This is a genomic window from Enterococcus sp. DIV1316a, from assembly GCF_050536915.1.
Taxonomy (GTDB): Bacteria; Bacillota; Bacilli; order Lactobacillales; family Enterococcaceae; genus Enterococcus; species Enterococcus faecalis.
On the sequence record NZ_CP172913.1, the window covers coordinates 2667706 to 2675000 of the forward strand.

At 39.5% G+C, this 7295-nt stretch carries 5 protein-coding genes and 1 pseudogene (1 of these 6 running past the window's edge); 1 reads left to right on the forward strand and 5 read right to left on the reverse strand.

What is annotated here, in order from left to right:
* Window positions 1-156: 156 nt before the first annotated feature.
* From IGL56_RS12630 to IGL56_RS12650, 5 genes and pseudogenes are all read right to left on the reverse strand, one after another.
* On the reverse strand, window positions 157-1191 hold the full coding sequence (locus tag IGL56_RS12630; RefSeq protein ID WP_263306709.1) for an FUSC family protein: 1035 nt from the start codon (window positions 1189-1191) through the stop codon (window positions 157-159).
* A gap of 133 nt (window positions 1192-1324) precedes the next feature.
* The gene (locus IGL56_RS12635; RefSeq protein WP_002354718.1) at window positions 1325-3820 is read right to left on the reverse strand and encodes an ATP-dependent Clp protease ATP-binding subunit; all 2496 of its coding nucleotides are present in this window, start codon (window positions 3818-3820) and stop codon (window positions 1325-1327) included.
* Between the two features lie 2 nt (window positions 3821-3822).
* Window positions 3823-4290, reverse strand: a complete 468-nt coding sequence (locus IGL56_RS12640) for a CtsR family transcriptional regulator (RefSeq protein WP_002354715.1) — start codon at window positions 4288-4290, stop codon at window positions 3823-3825.
* Between the two features lie 304 nt (window positions 4291-4594).
* Window positions 4595-5824 carry an aminotransferase class I/II-fold pyridoxal phosphate-dependent enzyme gene (locus IGL56_RS12645; protein WP_002385118.1) on the reverse strand — a complete coding sequence of 410 codons (1230 nt, stop codon included), beginning with the start codon at window positions 5822-5824 and terminating at the stop codon, window positions 4595-4597.
* A pseudogene (locus IGL56_RS12650) lies at window positions 5802-7110 on the reverse strand (PTS sugar transporter subunit IIC). The gene IGL56_RS12645 and the pseudogene IGL56_RS12650 overlap by 23 nt, the downstream one beginning before the upstream one ends.
* Window positions 7111-7255: 145 nt before the next feature.
* Between IGL56_RS12650 and IGL56_RS12655 the strand changes: the two are divergent.
* Window positions 7256-7295: the 5' end (the start) of a MurR/RpiR family transcriptional regulator gene (locus tag IGL56_RS12655; protein ID WP_430599799.1), read on the forward strand. Its footprint extends 818 nt past the window's final position; only the first 40 of its 858 coding nucleotides appear in the window; it begins with the start codon at window positions 7256-7258; its stop codon lies beyond the right edge, outside the window.

Sequence of the window (7295 nt, forward strand, 5' to 3'; positions counted from 1 at the left end):
CGTTTAATAGTATCATACGTTCACAAACTTTAAAAGAGCCTATCTGTATTAAACGTACATTTTTCACAATGTTTCCGAAAAAAATCTTGGTAGAGAAGCGCCATCCGCTTACCTACCAAATGCTCTTTTTTTAATTACTGGTCATCTGTTCTTTGGTCACTCGTTCAAGTGATATTTTCGTTCATAAAACGTTACTACAACGGTGAATAGCCACGCTGCCGCTAAGCCTAACAAGCTGCCTAAAACAATCCCCAAAAAGCGGAATTGAATCAACGTTATCACGTACTGCTGACGAACGAGCAATGAAAGCATCAGAGCCATAGGCGTTGTGAAAAATTGCGCCAATCCATAATTACGACGAATAAAATACTCAACGGTCACAAATAAGATTGTAATCACGACAATCGATTCAAAAGTTGTCAAAGCTAAATTAAGCAGAAAAGCGGAAATAACCAATCCAATCGTTGTGCCAAAAATTCGCTGAATATTTCGCTGCTTAATCGCACGTAAATTGTCTCCTTGTAAAATGGATGCACAGGAAACGACTAACCAATACGGATTCTGTAAATGTAAACTTTCGCTGATATATACAGCAAAAAATAAGACAAAGCTATAATATATGCTATCTAATGGCGCTTCTGGATGCCGATAAATTCGTTCCCGTAATGATCGCTTAGCTAGCGGGGCACTGATTTCCTTCTCTGTAAAATGCAACACTAGTGCAAACAAAATAGAAAAGCCAATACCTAATAACATACAGCCACTCATGAACGGAATTTTTGCTAACGGAATACTCGTACTGGCACCCATCGCTGTCACCATCACACCAAAGAAGGCCCCTGGTTTTGAAATATCGTAGACTTCAAAGAAAAAGCGGCCACCAAAACCGACCAGGGCAACAACAATTGGAATGAGCCATGCAATATGGGTCGATAACATGCCTAACAAATTTCCTAAAAAAAGGTAACTACCGACCACAGATAAACGAGTCATTAACTGTTTGAATGGTAACGGCTGATAATATAAAAAAGTAAAAATACCTAACGAGCCAAAGCTTGAAATCAATAATTGATGATTGATATAGCCCAAAAAAAGAATGCTGAACATAACCAAGCCAGCAAACACTAGTCGAAAAGGATTATCCTTTGGACGTTGATAATGTAGTAATTCTCGAAAAAAAGATTGTTCCATTCCATCACCCCTCCTTATTAACGTAGCACAGAAAAATCAATCTGGCAATTCTCAAAAAGAAATCGCCACTGGAAAATAGAAAAGCCTGGTATAAAAACCCTAAATGGTTTTTATACCAGACTTCGCATCTCATCTATACAGTTTGTAATTCTTTCGCTTCTGTTTTTGGTGCTTTTGGTGCCCGCACATTTAACGTAATTTTGCCTTTGCTAGCGCCTAAAGTTACTTTATCCCCTAACTGAATTTGACCAGAAAGAAGGGCTTCACTTAAACGATCTTCCACTTCTTTTTGCAAGGCCCGACGAATTGGACGTGCGCCATATTCTGGATCAAACCCGACTTTACCAATAACTTCAATTGCAGCTGGTGTGATTTTCACTTTAACCTCTTGTTCGGCCATCCGTTTCACGACAGATTGACTCATAATTTTTACGATTTCATGAATTTCCTCTTGTTTCAAGGAATGGAATACAACCGTTTCATCAATTCGGTTTAAGAATTCTGGACGGAAGGCTTTTTTCAATTCTTCCATGATTCGTTTTTGCATTAATTCATGATTTTTAGAAATGTCTTTCACATTGAAGCCCACATGTTTTTCTTCACGAATCGCTGTTGCTCCTAAGTTGGAGGTCATGATTAAAATCGTGTTACGGAAATCGACTTTTCGTCCTTTGGCATCCGTTAAATGGCCATCATCTAAGACTTGTAATAAAATATTAAAGACATCTGGATGGGCTTTTTCTACTTCATCTAGCAAAATAACGGAATAAGGACGTTGACGAATTTTTTCAGTTAGTTGGCCGCCTTCTTCGTAGCCGACATAACCTGGAGGAGAACCGATTAAACGGCTAGTACTGTATTTTTCCATAAACTCAGACATGTCCACGCGAATCAAAGCTTCTTCGCTGCCAAACATCGCTTCGGCTAAGGCTTTGGCAAGTTCTGTTTTCCCAACCCCTGTTGGTCCTAAGAACATGAAGGAACCAATCGGTCTTGCTGGGTCTTTCAAGCCACTACGCGCACGACGGATAGCGCGTGAAACAGCTTCAACTGCTTCATTTTGGCCAACGACCCGTTGATGTAAAATGGTTTCTAATTCCATCAATCGTTCGCTTTCTTTCTTCTCTAGCTGCTGCAAAGGAACGCCTGTCCATTGTGAAACAACCCCAGCCACGTCTTCTTCTGTTACTTGTGTACTGTAACCAGACAGACTTTTTTCTTTCACTGCAATCAATTCTTCTAGTTTTTCCATCACTTGTTTTTCTTTTTGACGAATCCGAGCAGCACTTTCAAATGATTGGTTTTGAATGGCCTCTTCTTTTTCCGTAATTAATTGAGAAATTTCGGTACGCAATTCATTAATTTCTGAAGGTTGATCTGCCTTATCTAAACGAACTTTTGCTGCAGATTCGTCCATTAAATCAATTGCTTTATCTGGTAATTGGCGGTCATTTAAATAGCGAATCGATAATTGAACCGCTGCATGTAGAGCTTCATCTGTAATTTCTACGCCATGATGTTTTTCATAGCGGGAACGCAAGCCTTTTAGAATTTCTTCTGCTTCTTCTGGGGTTGGTTCTGCTACTTGAATACGGGCAAAACGACGTTCCAAAGCGGCATCTTTTTCAATATATTTTTGGTATTCATCCAGAGTTGTCGCACCAATTGTTTGCAACTCGCCACGTGCTAAAGCAGGTTTTAAAATATTTGAAGCATCAATCGCCCCTTCTGCACCGCCAGCACCGATCAAGGTATGCAATTCGTCGATAAATAAAATGACTTGTCCATCTTGATAGATTTCATCGACAACTTTTTTCAAGCGATCTTCGAACTCACCTCGATATTTGGTTCCAGCAACCAAGGCACCCATGTCTAGCATCATTAAACGTTTGCCTTGCATATCTTCAGGGACTTCCCGGTTGACAATTTTCTGGGCTAACCCTTCTGCTATCGCTGTTTTCCCAACACCTGGTTCACCGACTAAGACAGGATTGTTTTTGGTACGGCGACTCAAAATTTGGATCAAACGACGGACTTCGGTACCGCGACCAACTACTGGATCCAAGCTTTGTTCTCGTGCTAACTTGGTTAAATCTCTTGCTAAAGAATCCAATGTTGGCGTCCCTTGTGGCGCATTTTTACTTTGACCATTCCGACGACGTTGTGCGCCATTGGGTTCGGAAACGCCCATTTTTTTCAATAATAATTGACGCATTTTGGATAAGCTTAATCCCAAATTCACTAAAATTCTAGACGCTAAAATTTCTTCGTCTCTTAACAAGCCTAATAATAAATGCTCGGTACCAATCTTTTGAGCCCCTAAGCGTTTCGCTTCATCTCCAGCATAGGCAAAGATTTGTTTGGCTCTTGGTGAATAAGGCAAGTATAAGTTGTTATTCCCCATTGGACTTTGCATGGTGCCATAGCCACTTAAATGCTCAATTTCTTCACGGATGTCTTCTGTGTCAGTATTCAATTGTCGTAATGTTTTTCCGGCAATCCCATTCGGTTCTAAAACGAGTGCTAATAATAAATGCTCAGAACCGACGGATTGGTGACGAAAATACTTCGCTTCTTCTTGGGCAATCGCCAGTACGGCTTTCGCACTTTCTGTAAATAGTTCATCCATAGTTATTCCTCCTCATAGCTCAAGCGCTCTAAAAATGAACGCATTATTTGAGCTCTTAGAAAATCTTCGTGATTTCCCAGACCATTCAATGTGCTTTTACTTAAAGCAGCTAGCATTAAATTGCCTTCCTTTTTCGTAATCACTTCTTCTTCATACAATGTTTGAATAAATGTTAGCGCATCTTTTTCTGTTAAGGTTGCGCCAATCAATTGATCCATTTGTTTTAGTAATTGATCGTTATCTGAAATTTGTACTTTGACAATGCGAATATAGCCGCCTCCACCACGTTTACTTTCAACTGCGTAGCCTCGTTGGATGGTAAAACGTGTATTAATTACATAGTTAATTTGTGAAGGAACGCAATTAAATAAATTAGCCATTTCCGCCCGACGGATTTCAATTTTATTACTTTCTTCTAAAATCTTTTTTAAATAAGCCTCGATTAAATCTGACGTATTTTGATTACTCATAGTCTTCCATCCTTCTTCTCTCTTGACTAATATTGACCATTATTATATCGAACTTTGCCTATTAAATAAAGAGGAACGCTTTGACTTTAATAAAAAAATGCAAAACAGGAGGAGCAACCTCAGTCAAACTGACTTAAGTTCCCCTCCTAAAATTGAAAATATGTTATTGAATCACAGAGGCTGAGACAAAAGTGTTTAGCTCCAAGAAATAAGAAGAAATTTCCGAAAATTGTTCTTTAATTTTTGGAGAATTTCGGCTTATTTCCGAAGGAGTTGCTTTTGTTCAGCTGATTATCTTAATGTCTCACAAAAGCGATTCTTCGCCATAGGCTTGATCCAAGGCTTGTTGAATATCTTCGATAATAGATGTTGGCTCTTCCAAACCAACGTACATGCGAATGTGCGCTGGCGACAAGCCTCTTTTCTGAACAGCCGCCAAGTTATTACCTTTGAATACAGGCAAGGCCAAACTTTCAAAGCCACCCCAACTGACCCCAATTGTGACCAGCGTCAATGCGTTCACAAATGTTTTCAAACGTTCAAAATCGGTATCTTTTAAATCAATCGCAAACAATGAGCCATAACCTGTCAAATATTTTTCTGCTAACGCTTGTTGTTGTTGATTTCCTACAAAAGGATGATATAAGCGACTGATTCGCGGATCCTTTTGCAAAGCCGACAGCACCGTTTGGATGGCTTGAGACTGATGCGCCAACCGAACAGGCATGGTACGAATACCACGTAACGCTAACCAAGAATTGAAGGGACTATTGACTGCTCCTAAAGCTTGATGACCATGTTCAAAAATTTGATCCACAAGCGCTGCTTTGCCAATGACAGCCCCTGCTACAATGTCCGAATGACCACCAATATATTTGGAACAAGAATGAATCACCAGGTCCACATTATGGCATAAAGGATGCTGAAATAACGGTGACGCCCACGTGTTATCAATGACAGTGTATGCGCCAATTTTTTGTGCTAACGCAGTTATTTTTTCTAAATCTAGCAGTTCAAACTTTTGTGAGGACGGACTTTCAAAGTAAATGACTTTGGTGTTTTCCTGAACAAATTGAAAAAGTTCTTCTGTTTCTGCAACGTCTACTTTGGTCAAGGATACGCCAAATTTCTCTAAATATTGCATAAACGAAACAGATTCTCCATAAATTGTGTTGACCATTAAAACATGATCACCTTGTTGGAGCAACGTAAACAGCGTTGCCGAAATAGCGCCCATTCCTGAGGCAAAAACTTTACATTTTTCTCCACGTTCCAAACGAGCAATTTTTTTCTCTAAAATTTCTGTTGTGGGGTTGGTGCCACGTGTGTAAACATAATTATTTTTTTCATCTATACTCGCTGCCATAAATTCTTCGTAAGTTGGAAAATAAAAGGAAGAGGTTTGAACCAACTCGGGCACCATCGGATGATACATTTTTTCCATTCCTTTTTCCACTTCACAGCAAATATTTTTATCATTCTCAACATGCATTTCCTTCACTCCTCTTTCTCTACAATGTTTCTGGTACTTCATGGGCTTCTTCTTTTTGATATTGTCGATCTAAGGCTTTTACAAATGGATAATAAATAACGACACTAGCGGCAACAGCTAAAACTTGCGTCACTGCACCTTGCCATTTTCCCACTAAAAAGCCCGAAAACAGAAAGGGCGTAGCCCATGGTGCTTGAATGTTTGTAAACATTGGCATGAACCCAATTTTCATTGACAGAAAGGCAATCAAGACCGATACAATCGGCGCGACCGCAATCGGAATCAATAATAAAGGGTTAAAAATAAACTGGGAGTCCAAAAATCAAGGGTTCATTAATGTTGAAAAATGCTGGAACAAACGAAATTTTCGACATGGCTTTCATTCTAGATGAATGTCCGACGATGGCCATTGCAATAGCCAAGCCAATCGTGCAACCAGCGCCTCCAATTGTAGCAAATTGATCGAGCATTTGGACCGTGCCAAAGTTTCCATTTTGAGCAGTTAATTGTCCTAATTCCGCTAAGCTTTGGTTTTTGTCTGCATTCGCATATAAAATAGGATATAGCATGGAATTGATGACAGTTGGATGAATCCCAAACCACCAGAACAATCCATTTAAGCCAGCCACAATAATAATTGCAAAAGGGGTTCCGATTAAACCTTGCAGTGGCGCTTGAATCACCGCATAAATTAATTGCGGGAAGGAATCCGCAAACGAAAGCCCAATCCCATTAATCAATAAAGCCACCGCTACCACAAAAATCCCAGGAATCAATGCACTAAAAGCTTGGCTCACCATAGAAGGCACGCTGTCAGGCATTTTGATGACTAATTTTTTCTTAATACAGAAACGAGTCAACTCAACCGAAAGAATTGACATAATAATGGCCGTAATCACCCCTTGCGTTCCTAACCAATCAAACGATAAAACTTTCGTCACAACTTCGCCTGATTCAGTGGTCACCGTTTTCGGTAAAACGACTACGTAAGCAACAATTCCTAAAATTAATGAAGTTAAACGGTCCATTTCGTAACTTTCCGCCAATTTATAGGACATCGTCCCAGCAAAAATAATTCCCATCATATTGAAAGTTGCTCGATAAGCGGGTGAAATCATATCCGCCCAACCTGCACCAAAAATTCCAGCCATAAAATCGCCATACCCTGCTACTGGAAAATCTGTAATCAACATAAAAATCGACCCAATAATTGTTAACGGCATAATTGCAAAAAAACCATTTCTTAAGGCTTGAAAATAACGTAAACTTGTAATCCTTGAAACTTTAGGCACTACGGTTTGCTCCACCCAGTTTGTTAACTTATCCATTTCACTTCTCTCCTTAATCCTTTGTGATATCCTCATCATAAAGAAACCGCTTTCTGATGTAAATACGACTAACTGATTCTGTAACTATGTTTCATAATTCATACGCTTAAGGTATACTGAAAGCGAAACAAAGTACCACAGAGAGGTGAACCCATTGAATCTAATCGAATGTTTAGAACAAAAAG

Bases quoted from the DNA above. Each gene is read 5' to 3' on its own strand.
- IGL56_RS12630 (WP_263306709.1), bottom strand. From the start codon at position 1,191: ATGGAACAATCTTTTTTTCGAGAATTACTACATTATCAACGTCCAAAG.
- IGL56_RS12645 (WP_002385118.1), bottom strand. From the start codon at position 5,824: ATGAAGTACCAGAAACATTGTAGAGAAAGAGGAGTGAAGGAAATGCAT.
- IGL56_RS12640 (WP_002354715.1), bottom strand. From the start codon at position 4,290: ATGAGTAATCAAAATACGTCAGATTTAATCGAGGCTTATTTAAAAAAG.
- IGL56_RS12635 (WP_002354718.1), bottom strand. From the start codon at position 3,820: ATGGATGAACTATTTACAGAAAGTGCGAAAGCCGTACTGGCGATTGCC.